Source organism: Streptomyces sp. NPDC005808 (genome assembly GCF_042871385.1).
Classification (GTDB): Bacteria; Actinomycetota; Actinomycetes; order Streptomycetales; family Streptomycetaceae; genus Streptomyces.
This window is the reverse complement of record NZ_JBIAIK010000008.1, coordinates 105,300-121,980: the sequence shown is the minus strand read 5'-3', so window position 1 is coordinate 121,980 and position 16,681 is coordinate 105,300. Positions and strand designations below refer to the sequence as shown.

At 69.4% G+C, this 16,681-nt stretch carries 13 protein-coding genes and 2 pseudogenes; 7 read left to right on the top strand and 8 right to left on the bottom strand.

The genetic code is table 11. The features are described from left to right. Positions 1 to 11 precede the first annotated feature (11 nt). The 3 genes from ACFYPC_RS19495 to ACFYPC_RS19485 form a co-directional block, all read right to left on the bottom strand. Positions 12 to 560: a GNAT family N-acetyltransferase gene (locus ACFYPC_RS19495; protein ID WP_388677534.1), complete on the bottom strand. Its 549-nt coding sequence runs from the start codon at positions 558 to 560 to the stop codon at positions 12 to 14. A gap of 75 nt (positions 561 to 635) precedes the next feature. After that, positions 636 to 2,006 (bottom strand): glycosyltransferase family 4 protein, encoded by a 1,371-nt coding sequence (locus ACFYPC_RS19490; RefSeq protein WP_388677531.1) that lies wholly within the window; start codon positions 2,004 to 2,006, stop codon positions 636 to 638. A 159-nt stretch (positions 2,007 to 2,165) separates the two neighbouring features. After that, the gene (locus tag ACFYPC_RS19485; protein WP_388678074.1) at positions 2,166 to 4,553 is read right to left on the bottom strand and encodes an endonuclease/exonuclease/phosphatase family protein; all 2,388 of its coding nucleotides are present in this window, start codon (positions 4,551 to 4,553) and stop codon (positions 2,166 to 2,168) included. A 327-nt stretch (positions 4,554 to 4,880) separates the two neighbouring features. On the opposite strand from ACFYPC_RS19485, the gene ACFYPC_RS19480 reads away from it, so the two are divergent. Together ACFYPC_RS19480 and ACFYPC_RS19475 are read left to right on the top strand one after the other, a co-directional pair. Then, positions 4,881 to 5,657, top strand: coding sequence for a hypothetical protein (locus ACFYPC_RS19480; RefSeq protein WP_388677528.1), 777 nt, complete (start codon positions 4,881 to 4,883; stop codon positions 5,655 to 5,657). 562 nt (positions 5,658 to 6,219) lie between these two features. After that, positions 6,220 to 7,659 (top strand): MFS transporter, encoded by a 1,440-nt coding sequence (locus tag ACFYPC_RS19475; protein WP_388677525.1) that lies wholly within the window; start codon positions 6,220 to 6,222, stop codon positions 7,657 to 7,659. A gap of 377 nt (positions 7,660 to 8,036) precedes the next feature. Here the strand turns inward: ACFYPC_RS19475 and ACFYPC_RS19470 are convergent, their stop codons facing one another. Then, positions 8,037 to 8,810, bottom strand: a complete 774-nt coding sequence (locus ACFYPC_RS19470; protein ID WP_388678072.1) for a polysaccharide deacetylase family protein — start codon at positions 8,808 to 8,810, stop codon at positions 8,037 to 8,039. A 362-nt stretch (positions 8,811 to 9,172) separates the two neighbouring features. Between ACFYPC_RS19470 and ACFYPC_RS19465 the strand changes: the two genes are divergently transcribed. Beyond that, entirely contained in the window at positions 9,173 to 9,613 is a 441-nt protein-coding gene (locus ACFYPC_RS19465; protein WP_388677522.1) for a VOC family protein, read from the top strand. Positions 9,614 to 9,832: 219 nt separating this feature from the next. Here ACFYPC_RS19465 and ACFYPC_RS19460 read toward each other — a convergent pair. The 3 genes and pseudogenes from ACFYPC_RS19460 to ACFYPC_RS19450 all read right to left on the bottom strand — a co-directional run. Then, positions 9,833 to 10,149 (bottom strand): annotated as a pseudogene (locus ACFYPC_RS19460) (hypothetical protein); the annotation flags it as partial. Beyond that, the gene (locus ACFYPC_RS19455) at positions 10,146 to 10,928 is read right to left on the bottom strand and encodes an aquaporin (RefSeq protein WP_388677519.1); all 783 of its coding nucleotides are present in this window, start codon (positions 10,926 to 10,928) and stop codon (positions 10,146 to 10,148) included. The pseudogene ACFYPC_RS19460 and the gene ACFYPC_RS19455, both read right to left, overlap by 4 nt. Positions 10,929 to 10,964: 36 nt before the next feature. After that, on the bottom strand, positions 10,965 to 11,279 hold the full coding sequence (locus tag ACFYPC_RS19450) for an ArsR/SmtB family transcription factor (protein WP_388677516.1): 315 nt from the start codon (positions 11,277 to 11,279) through the stop codon (positions 10,965 to 10,967). Positions 11,280 to 11,394: 115 nt separating this feature from the next. Here ACFYPC_RS19450 and ACFYPC_RS19445 point away from each other — a divergent pair, with 115 nt between their 5' ends. The 3 genes and pseudogenes from ACFYPC_RS19445 (at position 11,395) to ACFYPC_RS19435 (ending at position 13,471) form a co-directional block, all read left to right on the top strand. After that, positions 11,395 to 11,808 carry an arsenate reductase ArsC gene (locus ACFYPC_RS19445; RefSeq protein WP_388677514.1) on the top strand — a complete coding sequence of 138 codons (414 nt, stop codon included), beginning with the start codon at positions 11,395 to 11,397 and terminating at the stop codon, positions 11,806 to 11,808. Between the two features lie 65 nt (positions 11,809 to 11,873). After that, positions 11,874 to 12,323, top strand: a pseudogene (locus tag ACFYPC_RS19440) (NAD(P)/FAD-dependent oxidoreductase); the annotation flags it as partial. Positions 12,324 to 12,406: 83 nt separating this feature from the next. Beyond that, on the top strand, positions 12,407 to 13,471 hold the full coding sequence (locus ACFYPC_RS19435; RefSeq protein WP_388677511.1) for an LLM class flavin-dependent oxidoreductase: 1,065 nt from the start codon (positions 12,407 to 12,409) through the stop codon (positions 13,469 to 13,471). Positions 13,472 to 13,866: 395 nt separating this feature from the next. On the opposite strand, the gene ACFYPC_RS19430 is transcribed toward ACFYPC_RS19435, so the two are convergent. Then, a complete protein-coding gene (locus ACFYPC_RS19430) occupies positions 13,867 to 15,339 on the bottom strand; it encodes a hypothetical protein (protein WP_388677508.1) in 1,473 nt (490 codons plus the stop codon). Between the two features lie 187 nt (positions 15,340 to 15,526). On the opposite strand from ACFYPC_RS19430, the gene ACFYPC_RS19425 reads away from it, so the two are divergent. Continuing rightward, positions 15,527 to 16,633: an endonuclease NucS domain-containing protein gene (locus tag ACFYPC_RS19425; protein ID WP_388677505.1), complete on the top strand. Its 1,107-nt coding sequence runs from the start codon at positions 15,527 to 15,529 to the stop codon at positions 16,631 to 16,633. Positions 16,634 to 16,681 lie beyond the last annotated feature (48 nt).

Genomic DNA, 16,681 nt, shown 5'->3' with positions numbered 1-16,681 from the left:
TGCGACTTGGCTCAACCGGGCTGCGTGGCCGACGGCCGTACGCCGAACCACTGCTCGGCGTCGTACGCCTCGAATCGCTCCAGTTCGGTGAACCCGAGCTTCGCCGCGAGGTGTATCGAGGGGACGTTGGCGGTCTGGGTGTAGAGCACCACGGGCTCACCGGGAAGTGCGTCGGCGAACCAGTCGAGTGCCGCTGTGCACGCCTCGGTGGCGTACCCGCGTCCCCATTGCTGTGGCAGGAACAGGTAGCCGAGCTCGGTCTCCCCGGCCTTCAGACGGTGATGGCCCGGAGGCTCGGGGGCGTGCGGGTCGAGCTGGATCGTGCCGATCGCCGCTCCGTCGAGCTCGACCACGAAGAAGCCGGGACGCCGACCGGGTATTTCGGGCACCGTGCGTTCGAGCTCGGCACGCGGCCGAGGGCCACCGAGGTAGACGTTCACCTCCGGTGAGGTGAGCAGCTCGATGACCGCCGCGCGGTCCCGGGCCTCGGACTCCCGGAGCACGAGCCGCTCGGTCCTGATCGGGGCGGGCGGCCAGACGAGCGGTCGGGGGTCGGTCATGGCGGGGAACCTATCGCACGCCGGTGAGAGTGATCCTCCGAGTCACACCGAGGTTCCCGGAAGGGCCGGCACGGCCTACTGGCCCTTGGGCGGCTTTCCCAGACGGGCACGCAGCCGTCGCTTCAGGGCGCCCGGTATCCGGCGTGCCTTCGTGGCGGTCACGCCCATGAGTGCGGCGGCGGTGTGTGCGGTCGCGCGCAGGAAGACGGTGGGGGGTTGCGGAGGTGCGGTGGTGCCGATGTTGATACCGGTGCCGGTGCCGGTGCCGGTGCCGGTGCCGACGCCGACGCCGGTGCTGCGTGCGTCCAGGAGTTCCTGGAAGAGGGCCACGCACTGTTCGGCGATCGGCTCGGGGTCGTAGCGGGCGCCCTTCAGCAGCCCGGCCTGGCCCATGCGCCGGCGCCGGGGCTCGTCGTCGATCAGCTCCAGGAGCGCTCCGGCCAGGGCGTCGATGTCACCCGGCGGTACCAGCAGGCCGTCCACACCGTGGGTGATGATCTCGCGGGGGCCGTGCGGGCAGTCGGTGCTCACCACGGGCAGCCCGACCCGCATGGCCTCGACGAGGGACATCCCGAAGGACTCCATCCGCGAGGACATCACCAGGATCGACGCCTTGGCCATCACCGGTTCGACGGGGGTGACGTTGCCCAGGAAGCTGATCTTGTCGGCGAGCTCCAACTCGCCCACCAGTGACTTGAGTTCACGGGACTGGGGTCCGACGCCGCAGATCCGCAGTTCCCAGTCCGGGCGCTGTTCCGCGACCTGGGCGAAGGCCCTGATCAGGTCCGGATAGCGCTTCACCGGGGCGGTCCGGCCGACCGCGATGATCTGCTGGGCGGAGCAGTCGGAGGGGGCGATGCCCGGATCGGGGACGCTGTTGGGGAGGGCGGACACCCGCACGCCCGGCAGCCACATCCGACGGCGGTACGCCTCCGCGTCGGCGCGGGTGGTGGTGGTGAGCGCGTCGAGCCTGCGGTAGACGCGGCGCAGAGTGAGATCGAGCCGCTGCGAGTGGGCTTCGAGGGACAGGTGTTCCTGCCCGACTCTGATGACGGTGGCCGGGGCCTGGCGGGCGATCTGGACGTTGAGCCCGGGGCGGGTGCCGACGATGACGTCGGTGTCCAGGCCGGCCAGGAACTCGGCGATTCGCCGGTCCGTCAGGGCGCTGTACTCGCGGTACCGGTGATCGCCGCGCGGGAAATCGGCGGAAGGAAGCGCGAATTCGGGATCGTCGCCCTCGTAGCCGGAGCTCTTCTTGTCGGAGTCGACGAGGTGGCGGAGGCGCACGCGTTTGTCGTAGGAGAAGCGGGGAGCTGGGAGGTGCCGGAATACTGACACCACCTCCACGTCGTGCCCCAACTCGGCGAGCGCGCCCGAGAGGTTGCACGTGGTGCGAATGGTGCCGCCGACGCCGTAGCCGTTGTGGATCAGAAACGTGACGCGCATTTCGTGCAAATCCCCCGTTGGTTTCCAGCTCACCCCAAAGGCTGGAATCTTAGCGCGACCTGTGAAACGGCTCTCGCCGTGCCGGTCCCGGACGGACGAGGGGATGGCACGGCGAGAGATGGCTGGGCACTCCAGGCGCCCATATGTGAACGGTTAACGCTATCCGCACTTGCCGATGTCGATACGGACGATCTGCGGGTCGTGATCGCTCGCCTGGTCGGCGAACTCGGCGTTGATGTGCACGACGTCGTAGTCGAACGCGGTGACGGCCGGGCTGGTCAGGATGTGGTCCAGGGTCTGCGAGTTGCCGTCGTACACGTAGGTGTAGCGCTGCGACTTGGGGAGCGTCTTGATCAGCGGGGTGAGCACCCGGCCGGCGGTGAGCGTGGTGACGGTCTGCGAGAACTCGAAGTCGTTCAGGTCACCCAGCACCACCACCTTGGCGTTCTTGTCGGCGGCGAGCAGGCTCTTGACGAAGGTGTTGACCTCGGCCGCCTGGGCGTTGCGCTGTGTCTCCGAGCTGCGGGCGGGCGGCTGGTCGCTGCCGTGCAGCGGCTCGTCGCCGCCCTTGGAGAGGAAGTGGTTGGCGATCACGAAGACCTGCTCGCCCCGGAAGGTGAACTCGCCCACCAGCGGCTTGCGGCTCGCGTCCCACGCATCGCTCGCGGGGTCGATCCGCCCCGGCGAGTAGGTGAGCTGCGCGCCCTTGCGGGTCCTCACCACGCTGGTCGCGGTGGTGGCGTCGCCGCCCGGGCGGTCGGTGAAGGAGACCCGCTCGGCGTTGAAGAGGAAGACCTGCCGGATGTTGCCGCCGGGCTCGCCGCCGTCCTGGTTGTTCTCCGGCGCGACATAGCGCCAGGAGTACCGGGGGCCGCCCGCCGCGACGATCGCGTCGGTGAACCGGGTCAGCGTCGCCTCGCTGGTGACGGTGCCGTCGTTCGTGGCTCCGTTGTCGTCCTGGATCTCCTCCAGGGCGACGATGTCGGGGGAGTTGAGACTGACCGCGACACCGCCGGCCAGCTGGTCGAACTTCGCCTGCTCGTCGACCGCGTCCAGGTTCTCCACGTTGTACGTGGCGACCGCCAGCTCCTTGCTCTTCTGCTTCCGCGTGGTCTCGGGCTTCAGACCCTTCGCGGTGAGAGTGCCGAGCTGGGTGGCCTGGAGGTTGTAGCCGCCGTACGTGGAGTAGTCGAGCGGACCGGCCGTGGTGCCCGAGAGCACATCACCGACGTTCGCCACGGGGAACGTCGCGGTGTCGTCGATCGACATCACCTTGATACGGCCGGTGTTGGGCTGGTCGTAGGAGGAGTACAGCGTGCCGCCGTGCGCGGTCGGGCTCTCGCCCGGCTTCACCGTCACCCACACCTCGTCGTACGCGGTCGTCGCACCGACCACGCGGGTGTCGGTGGCCGCGACGCGCTCACCTTCCAGGGACTCGTAGAAGTCCAGTGCGTACGTGGCCGGTTCGAGGGGGAGGGAGTCGATGCTGCCGCCCGCGGCGGTGGGCGTGTAGGCGTCGGGGACGGTGGAGGCGTCCAGGGTGACGGCCGGCGGCAGCGCGTTGCCGCCGGCGAGCACCTTGGTGGTGGGAGTGGTGATCTCGGTCACCGACTGGCTGGTGCTGCTCGGGTAGTACTCACTGACCTTGCCGCTCGCCAGCACGCTGTCGCCGACCTGCACGGCCGGGGTGGCCGAGCCGGTGTATACGAAGACGCCCTCGCTGGTGCGGGCGTCGGTGTCGGCCGCTGGGTCCTGGAGCCAGTAGCCCTTCGAGCCCGTCGTACGTACCCCGGTGACGATGCCCGGTACCCGGGTGACGGTCTGCCCGGCCAGCGGGGACAGCCGGGTCGTCCCCTGGATGTCGTGGACGCGGACGGTGCCGGGCTCGGTCGAGCCGTCGTCACCGCCACCGTCGTCACCGCCACCACCATCGTCGCCACCCGAACCGGCCGTCTCACCGGCCGAGTTGAACGGAGTGGGCGCGCCCGCGGTGAGGTCGGCGGCGTTGTCGTCGGTGTCCGCCAGGGCCGCGGCACGTGCGACGGAGGCGGTGTTGGAGGCGCCGGCCGCCGGGCCGCTGCCCTCCCGTACGACCGCGGTGCCGTAGCCCACCAGGTCGACGATCCGGCTGTCGGCCGCGCAGTCCGCGGCGGTCCTGCAGGTGAGCGCCGTGGTGCCGGAGACCAGGGCGATCGTGCCGCTGGTCGCGCTCATCGCGATCGTGCCGGTCGTGTCGGGGGTGGGCAGCGCGGTCGTCCCGCCGGTGCCAGCCGACTCGGCTATCAGGAAGCGCTTGCCGGGTGCGACGGAGCCGCTGAGCGCGGTCACTCCCCACTGGGAGGTCGCGGAGGGCGTACCGGACAGGTACTGGACGCTGTAGCCCGACAGGTCCTGCGACGCCGAACCGGCGTTGCCGAGTTCGACGAAGTCCCGGGTGAGCGTCGCACCCGAGTTGCCCCCGCCGCCGTACACCTCGGCGATCAACGCGCCGGTGGAGGGCACCGCGGAGGCCGCGGGCACCGCGGTCAGAACGAACGCCCCGGTCACTCCCGTCGAGAGGAGCGGGTAGGCGAGATGGCGCCAACGGGGTCTGCTGTGCGGAGTTCTGGACACGCCGACTGTCTCCTCGTACATCACGAACGGCAACGCGCCACCGGCGGGCGGCACATGGAGTGGCTGGTGTGGGGAGTCGGCTCAAGTTACGCGCGTAGATCCTGGGGTGCCAAGACGTCACGCATTAAATCTGGGCAACGAGTGGGTGACGGGCGCCGCTGATCATTGCAAGGAGTTCTTAAGGGCGCCCACAGCCTTCTCGTATGAACGGGGTGCAGTCTCAACGCAGTTACCCCCCACAAGCGAAAGAGGAGCGTCGTCATGAACGACTTCGACCCCACCAGCCAGTCGTCCGCCGAGCCCGCCCCGGCGACCCTGGCCGTCAAAGCCCGCCGACCGCACGCGCGGCGGCTGCTGTCGAAGAAGACCGGTGGACTGATCCTGGCCGCCGGACTGACCTGTGCGGTGGCTGGACTCGCCGGCGGCACGTCCGCCTCGGCGGCTTCCGTGTCGCCCCTCGACGTCGCGGCGACGCCCACCGTGCCCGCGGAGGGCGGGCCCGTGGCTGATCCCTCCGAGGGAGGCTCGACCGGCATCGTCGACACCAAGACCACTACGGGCTTCACCTTCACGACGGCGACCGGCGTGGTGGTGACCGCCGACGTGGCGTCCACCACGACGTACACGAAGGGCACCGACCGCACCACCGCGAAGGCGGTCAAGGAGGGTGAGAGCGTCCTCGTCCTGGGGACGGTCGACAGCTCGACCATCACCGCCACGCAGGTCATCGTGCAGCCCAAGGGGGACGGCGGCGTCGCGGCCGCCACGGCGGCCGGGGTGATCGCCTTCGAACAGGGGGCGCCGTCACCTGACAAGTCGGTCGGCGAGATCCCGGCCTACACCGAGGGAGAGGGAACCATCCTCGCCGGGACCACCGCCGACAAGGCGGTCAAGGCCGCGCAGGCCGTCGTCCCCGGAGGCGTCATGAACCGCGTGGTGGAACTGAGCGGCGGCGAGTACGAGGTCCACAACGTCGGCGTCAACTGGCCGCACCACGTCTTCGTCAGCAAGGACTTCAAGGTCCTCGGCTGGGAGTAGCAGCGCGGGCGGCCTAGCGGTGCAGGTGGCCTAGCGGCACAGGCGGTGCAGGTGGCCTAGCGGCACAGGCGGTGCAGGTGGCCTAGCGGCACAGGCGGCGCCAGCGGCTAGTCGGTCGGAGAACGTTGAAGGGCCCTACCGTTCGCGGTGGGGCCCTTCGCGTTGTGCCCGGTGAGGTGGCGGCGTGGCGTGCCGGCTCGTCGGCGATCACGACCGCCCCCGCCTGTGGGGTGCCGCCGGCTTGGCAGAAGCGGTGCTTACGCGCCCATTTACCTGCCTGACTCATTATGGATACGCTGTAGTCGAAATACCTGCTCGGATGCGTATGTACGGGAACTGATGCGTATGTATGGCATCTGACGTGTATGTGCGGGTTCTGGCGCATATGTACGGGATCTGGGGATGGCGTGGGTGCGTACCGACGTGAGTGCGTGGTCGTGCAGCGGCGGCGGCAACGTACGGCGCGACGGTGATACGGCGATGCGCTCTCGCCGTATCACCGTCGCGCCGCACGTGACCCAGGAGCTGCTCACCGTCGGCTGCGTTCCACGGCTGCCCGCAGATGCGCCTTCCTCTCACCCTGCCCATGGACCGGCTCACCACTGACTTCCCCGTCGATCAGACGGCGGTCAACCCCTTCGGAACGCGGCCGGATGCCGCCCCGCACCTCGACAACACGCCTCCCGGCGCCGTATCCCCCGACCTCGTTGGAGACGCCTTGCCTGCCTTGCCCCCTCCCCTCCCGCAGCAGGTGCGCAATGCGTCCGCGGCCAGTTCGCGTACGGCTACCGCGCCCTTTCGCCTGATGGTGTCCATCAGCACCTCCCAGTTCGGCATCTCGATCGTGTACGGCGCCGTGCCGGGTGTGCTGCTCGCGCTCCAGGTCCAGGACCTCGCGGGTGACGACCGCAAGGCCGGTGTCCTGAGCCTGTTCACCCTTCTCGGAGCTGCCGCCGCGATGGTGGCGCAGCCGTTGGCCGGGGCACTGTCCGACCGGACGCGTACCCGCTCGGGGAGTCGTACGCCCTTCATCGTGGGCGGCAGCGTCCTTGCCATCCCGTTCCTGTGGGGGATGGGCGGGGCCGGGTCGCTGGTCACGCTCGCCGTCCTGTACGTCGCCTCGGAGTTCGTGCTGAGCGCCGCGCAGGGGCCGCTGGCCGCGGTGTTGCCCGACCGGGTTCCGGCCGAACGGCGAGGCCGGTTCAGCTCCGCCCTCAGTCTCGGCATGATGCTCGGTTCCGTCGGCGGAACCGTGCTCGGCTCGGTGATCTCGTCCGACTACGGCGTCGCCTACCTCGTCCTCGGCCTGATACCGGTGGCCCTCGCCGGAACGCGGCTGTTCATCGCACCCGACCCCGACAACCGGTCCGTGGCGCGTGTCAGGCCCGACCCGACGCGGAAGCGAAAGTGGCGGTCCTTCCTCGTCTCCCCGAAGGAACACCCCGACTTCTGGTGGGCCTTCGCCAGCCGCACGCTCACCTACACCGGCTTCTTCCTCGTGCAGGCCTACAGCCTCTACCTGCTCGACGACTACATAGGACTGGGCGACGACGCGGTCGACGTCGTCCCCGTCGTGGCCGGAATCGCGGCCCTGTGCATCTGCCTCTCGGTCGTCCCGGCGGGCATCGTGTCCGACCGGATCGGGCGCCGGAAGGTGTTCGTGGCCTGTGCGGCCACAGCGCTGGGCGGCGCGATGCTGATACCGCTCATCAGCCCGACCGTCACCGGATACCTAGTCATGACGGTCCTCGGCTCACTGGCCTTCGGTTGCTTCGAGGCCGTCGACACCGCGCTCATCACCCAGGTCCTCCCCCGGTCCGCCTCCTACGCCCAGGATCTGGGCGTCGTCAACTTCGCCTCCACCGCTCCGCAGATCCTGGCCCCCGCGGTGGCCGGCGCGATCGTGGTGAGCACCGACTCGTACGCGCTGATCTTCCCGACGGCCACCATCCTTGCCGTGCTGGGTGGGCTCGCTGTCCTGCGGGTGAGTTCCGTGCGGTGACGGCCGGCCTCGGGGTGACGGATGGTCTGGGGGTGACCATCGGCCTCGGGGGTGGCGGATGGTCTCGGGGTGGCGGCTGGCTTCGGGGGGTGACGGCTGGTCTCGGGGTGTCCCCAGGTGACCGCCGGCCTCGCGGTGACGGCTGGTCTCGTGGTGGCGGTCGCCTCTCGGGCTGACGGCCGGCCTCGCGGTCACGGCCGGCGCAGTCCGTACTCGTCCCTCGTCCAGGTCCTCGCGCCGATGGACATCCGGCGCGGAGTGCTCCGGCTTTCCGTGTTCGGAGAGCGGTGGGAGGTTCCGTCGTGGTGTCTCGGCCGTTTCTGCGTTCGGCCTTGTCGCCTTGTCCTCCAGCACTGCCACCCACCAGTTGACGCCGCTCAGCGCACCGGGAAGCCGAAGGTGTAGCCCTGTTCCGTGAGTTGGGGCAGGATCTGGCGCAGGGCCTCGATGGTCTGGGAGCGGTCGCCTCCCGCGTCGTGGAAGAGGAGCGTCGGCCCGCCCGGCAACTCCCGCTCGACGGTGGCGACGATGGCGTCCGTACCCGGCAGCTCGAAGTCCTTGGTGTCCACGTTCCAGCCCAGCGGGCGCATGCCGCGGGAGGCGGCGAGCTTGCGGCTGTACGGGGTGAAGGCCCCGCCGGGCGCCCGGTAGTACATCGGCCGTACGCCCCCGGACGCCTCGGTGATCATGCGTTCGGCGTCGAGGATCTGCTGCGACTGGTAGGCCTGCGACTTCTTGTCCATGGTGGTGTCGTGCGACACCGAGTGGTCGCAGAGCCGGTGTCCGGCCGCGACCACTTCCTTCACGAGGTCGGGGTAGGCCTGCGCCTGCGTCCCCACCATGCAGAACGTGGCCTTCACCCCGTACTCCCGCAGCAGGTCGAGCACTTGGGGGGTCCACACCGGGTCGGGGCCGTCGTCGATGGTGATGTTGACGCCGCGCGCCCCCGCTTCCGAGGCGTGTGCGATGGTCGCCGAGACCGGCTTGACGTCACTGCCCGGCTCGGCCGACGCGGTCGCCTTCGGCGTCGAGCCGTTCACGGCACCGGCCTGCGCGGTCCACAGCGAGGCACCGGAGGCGAGCAACGTCACCCCGAGCGCCGCGCCGAGCACCTTGCCGTACCAGCCCCGCCCGCCACCGTGTCGCGCCATGTCCGCCCCGCTTTCCCGCAGTTCCTCGCCGATTCCCTGGTCACCTCGCGACCACATGGCAGGACGAGGAACAACGGCCACGGGATGCGTCCGTTACCGATCAAGGACAATCCCGGGGTAGTTCCCGGACACCCGAGCGAGCAGCGAACCCCACCCGGATGAATCTGACCTGAGGCTCGATCCAGGATTCTCGGAGTTCGGAGTTCGGAGTTCGGCGTTCGGCGTTCGGCGTTCGCCATTCGTAGTTTGGCGTTCTGCGTTCTGTGTTCTGCGCTCTGCGGATGTCGAGAACGTGGCATCGGCTCCGTCCCGGGGACATCAGCGGCCACCGTCGGCCGCCCGAGGAAGAAGGAGAACCCAGCATGGCGATTCAGCGGATGGACAACGTCGGCATCGTCGTCGAGGACATGGATGCCGCCGTCGCGTTCTTCGTGGAACTCGGTATGGAGCTGGAGGGCAGGGCGGAGGTCGAGGGCCCCGTCGCCGACCGGTGCACCGGACTCGACGGCGTCCGCTGCGACATCGCGATGGTCCGGACCCCGGACGGTCACAGCCGGCTCGAGCTGGCGAAGTACCGCAGCCCCGCGGTGATCAGCGCCGGGCCGCGCAACCGGCCGCACAACATTCTGGGCACGCACCGCGTCATGTTCGCCGTCGACGACATCGAGGACACCGTTGCCCGCCTGCGCCCGCACGGCGCCGAACTCCTCGGCGAGATCGCCCGGTTCGAGGACAGCTATCTGCTCTGCTACGTCCGCGGCCCTGAGGGCATCATCGTCGGACTGGCCGAGCAACTGCGCTGAGTAAGGATGCACCGAACCGTGCAGCCGAACCTGTGGAGCGCTGATCCCCTGTCCCGCCCCCCACCCCCCCATGGTCCGTGAGGCTGTGGTTGCCCTGCTGAGTGCGGCAGGTGACCGACATCCCACTGGCACTACGCCGCCACTACGCCGCCACCACGCCGCCACTGCGTCGGCATTACGCCGCCACTGCGTCGGCACTGCGTCGGCACTGCGTCGCCACTGCGTCGGCATGAGGCGGCCGGGCAGTGAGGAGTACGCGGCCGGGGAGAACAGACGCGGTGAGTCCCAGGCGTGCCGTCAGGCGTGCCGTCATACGTGCTGCCAGACGTGCTGCCAGGCCTGCCGTCAGGCGTGCCCTCATACGTGCTGCCAGGCCTGCCGTCAGGCGCGCGCCCGGTGCGATCGACAGCGGCCGGGCATGTGGTCCGCGCGTCGGGGACGACGAAGTCGAGACCGGGGCGGCGCAGGTGGCGGCCGGCCGCAAGCCCGCTCGGCCGCCGTCGATCGCCGTGGACGACCTGCGTCCTGTCGGTCACTCGGCCGATCGTCCGCGCCTGAAGATGAGAGCCACCAGCGCCAGGCCGACCGCGCCGCCGAAGACTTGCATGCCGATGAAGCCCGCGACCGAGCCCGGGGCGATGCCCGCGAACGTGTCCGTGAAGGCACGGCCGATGGTCACCGCCGGGTTGGCGAACGACGTCGAGGAGGTGAACCAGTAGGCGGCGCCGATGTAGGAGGCGACGGCCACCGGGGCGAAGCGCAGCTGGTCGGTGCGGGCGAGGCCGAAGATCAACAGGATCAGGCCGGCGGTGGCGACGACCTCACCGAGCAGCAGGTGCCTGGCCGACCGGTCGTGCGTGGACCACTCGACCAGCGGTCTGCCGAACATCGCGTCCGCAAGGATGGCACCCGCGATCGCGCCGACGATCTGCGCGGGGACGTACACCGCGGCCTCGCGCAGGGTGACTCCGGCGCCCCCGCGTCGCGCCGTCCACCACTCGGCCAGGGTGACGACCGGGTTGAAGTGCGCGCCGGAGACCGGGCCGAGCAGGAGGATCAGGATGCCGAGGCCGAAGACGGTGGCCGTGGAGTTGGCCAGCAGTTGGAGGCCGACGTCCTTGGTCAGGTCGGTGGCCTGGATGCCGGAGCCGACCACGACCGCCACCAGCAGCGCCGTGCCGATGAGCTCGGCGGCGGCGCGGGCGACCAGCGGGTTACGCGGCGGGGTGGCCCCCGGCGCGGGCTGCGGCTCGGCGCCGGGGGCTGTGGCGGACTTCCCGGCTCTGTCGTGCTCGGTGGCCTCGGTGGCGGGCAACAGGACTCCTCGGTGCAGTCGCCGAAGGGGCGGGAATCAGGGGCAGGACCGCTTGACGTTGTTCTCGGCGGTGGCGCGCGCGGTCTCCGCGAGGTCGGCGAACTGTCCGGCCAGGGTGGCGATGACATCGGACCTGAGCCGGTAGTAGGTGAACCGGCCGCAGGGCTCGGTCTCCACGACCCCGGCCTCGCGCAGCACCTTCAGATGGTTGGAGAGGTTGGTCTGTCTGGCCCCCGTCTCCTCGACCAGGTGCGTGCTGCAGAGCGTCTCCTTGGCGAGCAGGGTGACGATCTGGAGGCGGAGCGGGTCCGCCAGGACCCGCATCAGATCAGTATCGACTGACGTCAGCATGCGCTGATACTCTCACATCAGTGGTGACTGACACCATCGGGTGCTGATGTGTGTGCCCTCCTCTGCCGCCGGGCGGATATCGCCTGCCAGGCGCGAGACCAAGAGAGACCTCCTGATGTCCGACAAGCCGTCCGTGCTGTTCGTCTGTGTCCACAACGCCGGCCGTTCCCAGATGGCCGCCGCGTGGCTGACCCATCTGGCCGGCGACCGCGTCGAGGTCCGCTCCGCCGGCTCCAACCCGGGCGCAGGCGTCAACCCGGCCGCCGTCGAGGCCATGCGCGAGGTCGGCATCGACATCTCCGCCGAGGTCCCGAAGATGCTCACCGTGGACGCGGTGAAGGAGTCGGACGTCTGCATCACCATGGGCTGCGGCGACACCTGCCCCGTCTTCCCCGGCAAGCGCTACCTGGACTGGCAGCTGGAGGACCCGGCAGGCCAGGGCGTCGAGGCCGTACGCCCGATCCGCGACGAGATCAAGGAGCTGGTCGAGGGCCTGATCAAGGAGATCGCGCCGGAGCCCCGGGTGTGAGCACGGCTGCGGGCTCGGCGGCGGGCTCGGCGGCGGGCTCGGGTACGGGTACGGGTACGGGTACGGGCAGGGCCACGGTTGCGGCCGCGGGCATGGGCGACACCGTCACCGGCGAGACCTCCGAACTCCCGGCCACCGGACTCTTCGTCACCATCGGCCACGCCCCGCGTACCGACCTGGTCACCGACCTGGTCACCGGCCGGCTGGACCTGGACGGCGAGGGCTAGCTCAAGGTCGACTCCCCCTCTACCTCCACCCGCACGAACATCGCCGGCGTCTTCGGCGCGGGTGACGTCGTCGACCACACCTACCGGCAGGCGATCACCGCCGCAGGTTCCGGCTGCGCGGCAGCCCTCGACGCCGAGCGGTACCTCGCCGCCCTCAGCGACACCGGCACCGCGAGCGGGCCGTCGCGGCCACTGGCATCGCGGGCGAGCCGGTCGCGGCCCCCGGCAGCGCGGCCACCCGTCGCGGCCCCCGGCACCGCAGGCGAGCCGGTCGCGGCCCCCGGCTGACACCCGCTGGAGCGAGCAACACGGGCTCTCAAGAGCTGTCATGCTGAGCGAGTTCGAATCGATCCTCACACCTTGGAGGCTTGATGCGTGCTGGCGTCGTGGTCGCCGCGCACCCCGGTGTGGAAGATCTCGCTGTGCGGGCCGAGGAGTTGGGCTTGCACAGCTTCTGGGTCAACGACACCCCGATGGTCCAGGGGGACCCCTTCGTCGCCTTGAGCCTGTGTGCAAAGGCCACCCGTCGCATCCGGCTCGGCATCGGCGTGACCTCACCGGCGCTGCGCTCCGCCCCCGCCGCCGCGACCGGGCTCGCCAGCCTCAACGCCCTCGCACCGGGCCGGATCATCTGCGGGGTCGGCACCGGAAACACCGCCCGTCGCACCCTGGGCATGCGGCCGACCACAGCGGCCACGCTGGAGAACTTCACCACCGCACTGCAGGACCTGTGCGCCGGACGGTCGACCGTGTACCGCGAAGGTGAGCTGGTCCGCGACATCCAGTTCCTGCACACAGGGACACACGTGAACACCTCCGACCCGATCGAGTTCGTCGTGGCCGCGCTCGGGCCGAAGGCCGTCGCCGTCGCCGGCCGCCGCAACACCGGCATCATCTCCTTCGGTCTGCTGGACCCCACCGCTTGGCAGACGCTGCACGACGCCCGCCGCCACGCCGCCCAGGGCACACCCCGCGACGCCGATTCCCCCACGGACTCCTATGTGGTCACCTCGCTCCACCTGCTCGACGAGGACGAGGACCCTTACGGCGACGCGGCCCGGGATACGACGGGCCACCTCGTCCTGTCGCTGCTGGCCTTCGCCGCCGACACAGCCGCCGACACCCGCGCCTTCGTCGAGCAACTCCACCCCGAACAACGCGAAGCAGTGCGGCGGCTCCTCGACCGGCGCGGCACCACCCCCACGGCGCCGGACAGGCACACCAAGCTCTACCCCAACTACCTTGGACGCATTGCACCGCGGGACCGGGATCTGGTTCTGCCCTCGCTGATGGACACCCTGGCTCTGGTCGGCACCCGCGAAGACCTCCTCGCCCGCATCACCACCCTGGAACAGGCCGGCATCGACGAACTCCTCATCCAGCCGGTGATCGACCCGCCCACCGAGATGGCCCAGCTCGCGAAACTCCTCGCCTGAGCGGAGCGAACCACCGCCATCAAAAACCAGGACAACGAGGCCTGAGGACAACGTCGAAGGGCCCCAACGCGCGGTGGGGCCCTTCGACGTATTGCCCGGTGAGGCACTGGCGGAGGATACGAGATTCGAACTCGTGAGGGGTTGCCCCCAACACGCTTTCCAAATGTTCGTCTGGGAGTTCGGGGATGTGCGGGAGTGTTCTGACCTGCGGTGCAGCCGACTCGGGTGGGGCTTCTGAACGATGTCGTACGGCAGGGAACGCAACCAGAACTGCAACCAAGGAAACGCGGCTGATCGGGGCATCCAAGCTCGCGCTGAGGGAGTCGTTCGAGTCGCTGGCCAGTCCGCGCCGGACCACTGCTGGAGGCCGTCCCATCAGCTCTGGCCGGCCATCGCTACTCGACGTCGGTATCCAGGTCGAGTGCCTCCTCCTCGACCGCGAGGTAGGTGTCCGAGGTCGCTGCCTCCAGGAAGCCCTCCTCGCTGGGGAGCGCGAGACGCGGAGTCAGATCGATGAGGTGCATCCAGGAGCCGCTGTCTCCCATCGTGAAACCTTCACGTACGGAGCGGAGCTGATCGTCTAGCTGTTCCGCTCGAACTCTGCGCGCGTACTCCTGAGCAGCAGCGGCTCTTTCCTCACGCACGCGATCGCTCATCTGCCGTTCGGGCCGCTGCGCTACCGCGTTCTCCTGGCGCTGAACCGCACGGGGCAGCTCGTCCAAGTACATGGGTCGTTCTTCTCGGACACGTGCGATGACGCGACGCTCTGCGTAGGCCAGCTCGCGGCACGCGCCGTACAGACGTCGGGACATCCCCAGCATGAGATCCGTGCCCGGAATCCGTCCCGTCAGCATGTCCAGGCCGTGCTGTTGCCTGATGTCCGCGTCCCTGGAATCTGGTGCGACGTGGCGACGCAGCTCGGCTGTGGGCCCGTCGCTCTCCAACAGTCGGATCGGGGCCCTTCGCGTTGCTGCCTCCTCCTCGGGCCTGCCGACTGCCGTGACGCGCAACCCGTCCCGCGGCAACGACGAAAGGGCCAGATACGTCAGCATGCGCGATCGAGCGAGCTCCAGGAGAGCCTCGTCGTCCTGCTGCAGCATTTCCTCGTCGGAGGTGTTGCTGGGGTCCCCGGCCGGCGGGTCGCCCTCGACGTCGATCATCATGAACAGGCGCCGCTCCAAGCTGGTCCCGCACAGCACCTTCTGGTGTGCAACGGGGACGAGGGTGCCGACGTCCAGTTGCTGCGCCCCCTTGATCCTGGGCCCCATGCCGAGACGACGGCTCCCCTTTGCCTCGACCAGCCAAAGCTCGGACGTGGCCGGGTGCGTGCCGAACAGGTCCGGCAGACTGGGCGTCTTGTCCCAGCCGGGCGCCGCGCCTGGTGGTATCGCGCTCTCAGCGTGTGTGGTGGGGCCGAGCCCCATCGTCTGGCAGGCCCACTGGGCCATCGTCATGCCCACGTGGTAGCCGAAGGCGGTACGGGTCGAGCTCTCCGTTCCGTGGGTGTAGACGACGCTGGGTACGACCTCGCGCCCGGCCCGTACCAGGTAGGCGGAGAGGGGGTACCGGCGTGCCTTGATCTCGTGGCGTGCGAGACGGGGCGTAGCGGTGATCCAGGAGCTGATGTCCCGTCCCACCGCGATCGTGGCATCCAGGAGCGCACGCCACGTCGTGCCGACCAGATACGCGCCGTCCGCAGGTATGCCAGCGCCCTGGGGCAATGGTTGGTGGGCCAAGGCCACCATCACAGGAGTGGGCCGCGGCGCGGGGGCCAGCGGTGAGCTACGGCGGAGGAACACGGGGACGTCGAAGGCGTCGGGCGCGGATAGCGGGGTGTCCACGGTCCCCGCCCAGGCAGGCGGCTGCATGCGCTCACTGTGCCACTGGGGCCCTCTGCCGAAGGCGGCGGGGAGGGCGAACCTCCATGGGCCTCCGCACGGTGTGAACCACCGACGACGCGCTCATGGGCGGGGCATGGAGGCTGACTTGAAGACCTCGCTGTCCGCAAGGTCTGCTTGTCCTTCTGAGTGTGTCGGATCGGATGGGGAGTACACGGTGCCGCTGGAGTTCGGGTTGTGGCGGGTGGATGAAGAGCCGGTGCGCGTGGTTACGCGGCCAATGCCACTGGAGTCGAGGCTGGAAGAACTGATAGAGGCCGATCCAGAGATCTTGGGGAGACCGCTCCTGTTGATCGGCCGACAGGTGCAGACGGACCACGGCAAGGTCGTCGACCTGCTTGGCATGGACGCCGAGGGCGGCCTGCATGTGTTGGAGCTGAAGCGGGACCGTACGCCCCGGGAGGTTGTGGCGCAGGTCCTCGACTACGGCTCGTGGGTTCAGGAACTCACCAATGAGCAGGTGCGGGAGATCTACGCGGCGTACGCCCGTGGCCGGGACCTGGCTAGGGAACTGGACGAGGCGTTCGCGCTGCGGTTCGGCGGCAGCATTCCGGAAGCGCTGAACAGCACCCATGCCCTCACCGTAGTTGCAAGCGAGATGGACGTCGCCACCGAGCGGATCGTCACCTACCTGGCCTCCGGCTACGGGGTTCCCGTCAATGTGCTGTTCTTCCGCTACTTCGAGGACGAGGGACGCTCCTATCTAGCGCGCACCTGGCTACTGGACGACGTCGAGGACGCGGCACCGTCTCCGGGAAAGAAGGGGCGGGGTAAACAGGAGCCGTGGAACGGCACGGACTGGTTCGTCTCCTTCGGCGCCGAGCCGGGCCACCGGAGCTGGGAGGACGCGCTGCGCTACGGCTTTGTGTCGGCCGGCGGCGGTGACTGGTTCTCCCGCACGCTCCGTTCCCTGCCAGTGGGGGCGCGGGTCTTCACCCACATACCCAAAACGGGATACGTCGGCGTGGGCACGGTGTCCGGCGAGCCGCAGCCCTTCGAGAACGCCGCTCTCACCGTCGACGGCGAGAGCCATCGGGTGACCGACCTCCCCCTCGAGGGCAGCTACCGAGCCCACGACGGTACGGCAGCCGAGGAAGACGGTGAGGACCGTCGTGAGTGGATCGTGCCGGTCGACTGGGAACAGGCTGTGCCGCGCGCGAGAGCACTGTGGCGGACCGGGTTCTTCGCCAACCAGAACTCCGCCTGCAAGCTCCGATCCCGCTTCACGATCGACGAGGTATCTCGCCACTTCGGTATCACCTGACGACACAGGGGTCGCGGAGAGCTCGGCCCGCCGCGTCCGACCTACGCG

What these genes read in the sequence shown, in the direction of transcription:
- ACFYPC_RS19450 (WP_388677516.1), bottom strand. Translation starts at nt 11,279, where the DNA reads ATGCTGACGTCAGTCGATACTGATCTGATGCGGGTCCTGGCGGACCCG.
- ACFYPC_RS19475 (WP_388677525.1), top strand. Translation starts at nt 6,220, where the DNA reads ATGCGCCTTCCTCTCACCCTGCCCATGGACCGGCTCACCACTGACTTC.
- ACFYPC_RS19470 (WP_388678072.1), bottom strand. Translation starts at nt 8,810, where the DNA reads ATGGCGCGACACGGTGGCGGGCGGGGCTGGTACGGCAAGGTGCTCGGC.
- ACFYPC_RS19480 (WP_388677528.1), top strand. Translation starts at nt 4,881, where the DNA reads ATGAACGACTTCGACCCCACCAGCCAGTCGTCCGCCGAGCCCGCCCCG.
- ACFYPC_RS19430 (WP_388677508.1), bottom strand. Translation starts at nt 15,339, where the DNA reads ATGCAGCCGCCTGCCTGGGCGGGGACCGTGGACACCCCGCTATCCGCG.
- ACFYPC_RS19465 (WP_388677522.1), top strand. Translation starts at nt 9,173, where the DNA reads ATGGCGATTCAGCGGATGGACAACGTCGGCATCGTCGTCGAGGACATG.
- ACFYPC_RS19445 (WP_388677514.1), top strand. Translation starts at nt 11,395, where the DNA reads ATGTCCGACAAGCCGTCCGTGCTGTTCGTCTGTGTCCACAACGCCGGC.
- ACFYPC_RS19435 (WP_388677511.1), top strand. Translation starts at nt 12,407, where the DNA reads ATGCGTGCTGGCGTCGTGGTCGCCGCGCACCCCGGTGTGGAAGATCTC.
- ACFYPC_RS19495 (WP_388677534.1), bottom strand. Translation starts at nt 560, where the DNA reads ATGACCGACCCCCGACCGCTCGTCTGGCCGCCCGCCCCGATCAGGACC.
- ACFYPC_RS19490 (WP_388677531.1), bottom strand. Translation starts at nt 2,006, where the DNA reads ATGCGCGTCACGTTTCTGATCCACAACGGCTACGGCGTCGGCGGCACC.